A 3,370-nucleotide genomic window follows, 5' to 3' on the forward strand; every position below is an offset into this window, starting at 1 on the left:
ATGGAAACTGCACATTCGTAAAGGTTTAGTGCAGACCGTGCCATCAGTAACATAGAATTTTTGATTGCGTCAAAAGAAACTTCAATTTCGAGTCAAATCGATATTGGAAGTACGGCATAACGCGTCAGGTGAAAGACCTGACATATTCCTTGAGATGATTTTGTAGTTTCGCAAGAAACGTCAAAGTTATAGGGTCAAGTGAATAAGAGCACGTGGTGGATGCCTTGGCAATGATAGGCGACGAAGGACGTGATAGCCTGCGATAAGCTTCGGGGAGCTGGCAAATTAGCTTTGATCCGGAGATTTCCGAATGGGGAAACCCACCTGCAAAGGTATCGCATGATGAATACATAGTCATGCGAGGCGAACCGGGTGAACTGAAACATCTCAGTAGCTCGAGGAAAAGACATCAACCGAGATTCCGAAAGTAGTGGCGAGCGAAATCGGAGAAGCCTGTTAGTGATAGCACAAGACATAACGGAACAGCTTGGAAAGGCTGGCCATAGCGGGTGATAGCCCCGTACGTGAAATGACCTGTGTGGTACTGAGCTAACGACAAGTAGGGCGGGACACGAGAAATCCTGTCTGAATATGGGGGGACCATCCTCCAAGGCTAAATACTCATCATTGACCGATAGTGAACTAGTACCGTGAGGGAAAGGCGAAAAGAACCCCGGGAGGGGAGTGAAATAGATCCTGAAACCGCGTGCTTACAAAAAGTAGGAGCCCGCAAGGGTGACTGCGTACCTTTTGTATAATGGGTCAGCGACTTACATTCAGTGGCAAGGTTAACCGAATAGGGAAGCCGTAGAGAAATCGAGTCCGAATAGGGCGATCAGTCGCTGGGTGTAGACCCGAAACCAAGTGATCTATCCATGGCCAGGATGAAGGTGCCGTAACAGGTACTGGAGGTCCGAACCGACTAGTGTTGCAAAACTAGCGGATGAGCTGTGGATAGGGGTGAAAGGCTAAACAAACTTGGAAATAGCTGGTTCTCTCCGAAAACTATTTAGGTAGTGCCTCAAGTATTACCATCGGGGGTAGAGCACTGTTTTGGCTAGGGGGTCATGGCGACTTACCAAACCAAGGCAAACTCCGAATACCGATGAGTACAGCTTGGGAGACAGAGCACCGGGTGCTAACGTCCGGACTCAAGAGGGAAACAACCCAGACCGCCAGCTAAGGTCCCTAAAATTGGCTAAGTGGGAAACGAAGTGGGAAGGCTAAAACAGTCAGGATGTTGGCTTAGAAGCAGCCATCATTTAAAGAAAGCGTAATAGCTCACTGATCGAGTCGTCCTGCGCGGAAGATGTAACGGGGCTAAGCCAGTTACCGAAGCTGCGGATTTGCAATTTATTGCAAGTGGTAGGAGAGCGTTCTGTAAGCCTGTGAAGGTGCGTTGTAAAGCGTGCTGGAGGTATCAGAAGTGCGAATGCTGACATGAGTAGCGTTAAAGGGGGTGAAAAGCCCCCTCGCCGTAAGCGCAAGGTTTTCTACGCAACGTTCATCGGCGTAGAGTGAGTCGGCCCCTAAGGCGAGGCAGAGATGCGTAGCTGATGGGAAACAGGTCAATATTCCTGTACCGATTGTTAGTGCGATGTGGGGACGGATCTTAATAGGTCATCCAGTTATTGGATTATTCTGGTTTAGTTGGATGTAGGCGTGCATTAGGCAAATCCGGTGCACATATACCGAGGCCAACGATCGAGCGGACTTGTCCGTGAAGTGACTGAACGAGGTTCCAGGAAAAGCCACTAAGCTTCAGCTAACAACGACCGTACCGCAAACCGACACTGGTGCGCGAGATGAGTATTCTAAGGCGCTTGAGAGAACTCAGGAGAAGGAACTCGGCAAATTGACACCGTAACTTCGGAAGAAGGTGTGCCCTATTAGTGTGTAGTGAACAACGAAGCATGAATGGGTTGCAAAAAATCGGTGGCTGCGACTGTTTATTAAAAACACAGCACTCTGCAAACACGAAAGTGGACGTATAGGGTGTGACGCCTGCCCGGTGCTGGAAGATTAAATGATGGGGTGCAAGCTCTTGATTGAAGTCCCAGTAAACGGCGGCCGTAACTATAACGGTCCTAAGGTAGCGAAATTCCTTGTCGGGTAAGTTCCGACCTGCACGAATGGCGTAACGATGGCCACACTGTCTCCTCCTGAGACTCAGCGAAGTTGAAATGTTTGTGATGATGCAATCTCCCCGCGGAAAGACGGAAAGACCCCATGAACCTTTACTGTAGCTTTGTATTGGACTTTGAACAGATCTGTGTAGGATAGGTGGGAGGCTTTGAAGCAGGGTCGCTAGATCTTGTGGAGCCAACGTTGAAATACCACCCTGGTGTGTTTGAGGTTCTAACCTAGGTCCATTATCTGGATCGGGGACAGTGCATGGTAGGCAGTTTGACTGGGGCGGTCTCCTCCCAAAGCGTAACGGAGGAGTTCGAAGGTACGCTAGTTACGGTCGGACATCGTGACGATAGTGCAATGGCATAAGCGTGCTTAACTGCGAGACTGACAAGTCGAGCAGATGCGAAAGCAGGACATAGTGATCCGGTGGTTCTGTATGGAAGGGCCATCGCTCAACGGATAAAAGGTACTCTGGGGATAACAGGCTGATACCGCCCAAGAGTTCATATCGACGGCGGTGTTTGGCACCTCGATGTCGGCTCATCTCATCCTGGGGCTGTAGCCGGTCCCAAGGGTATGGCTGTTCGCCATTTAAAGAGGTACGTGAGCTGGGTTTAAAACGTCGTGAGACAGTTTGGTCCCTATCTTCCGTGGGCGCTGCAGATTTGAGGAAGCCTGCTCCTAGTACGAGAGGACCGGAGTGGACACACCTCTGGTGTATCGGTTGTCACGCCAGTGGCATTGCCGAGTAGCTAAGTGTGGAAGAGATAACCGCTGAAAGCATCTAAGCGGGAAACTCGTTTCAAGATGAGATCTGCCGGGGCCTTGAGCCCCCTAAAGAGTCGTTCAAGACCAGGACGTTGATAGGTCAGGTGTGGAAGCGCAGTAATGCGTTAAGCTAACTGATACTAATTGCTCGTGCGGCTTGACCCTATAACTTTGATCGATCTGATCAAGGTGTTATGCCAAGTTGACGCATTCAAAATAATTCGCCAAAAGCTGATTCCAAACTCTATGAATTCGTTTGATTGATCGTGTGATCAGTCAGACAACCCTTTATGCCTGATGACCATAGCGAGTTGGTACCACTCCTTCCCATCCCGAACAGGACAGTGAAACGACTCAGCGCCGATGATAGTGCGGGTTCCCGTGTGAAAGTAGGTCATCGTCAGGCTCTTACAGCCCAGAAAACCCCAGTCAGCAATGACTGGGGTTTTTTGCTTTGCGCAATGCAAAG

The 3,370-nt window shown here is 49.7% G+C and carries 2 rRNA genes; both read left to right on the plus strand.

The window, feature by feature from the left end:
• The first annotated feature begins 192 nt into the window (after positions 1 to 192).
• Positions 193 to 3,066 (plus strand): 23S ribosomal RNA (locus AC1RAD_RS31440).
• Positions 3,067 to 3,194: 128 nt separating this feature from the next.
• Positions 3,195 to 3,307: ribosomal RNA gene (gene rrf, locus AC1RAD_RS31445) — 5S ribosomal RNA — on the plus strand.
• The last annotated feature ends 63 nt before the right edge of the window (positions 3,308 to 3,370 follow it).

This window comes from Variovorax sp. GW823-FHT04B03 (genome assembly GCF_058796495.1).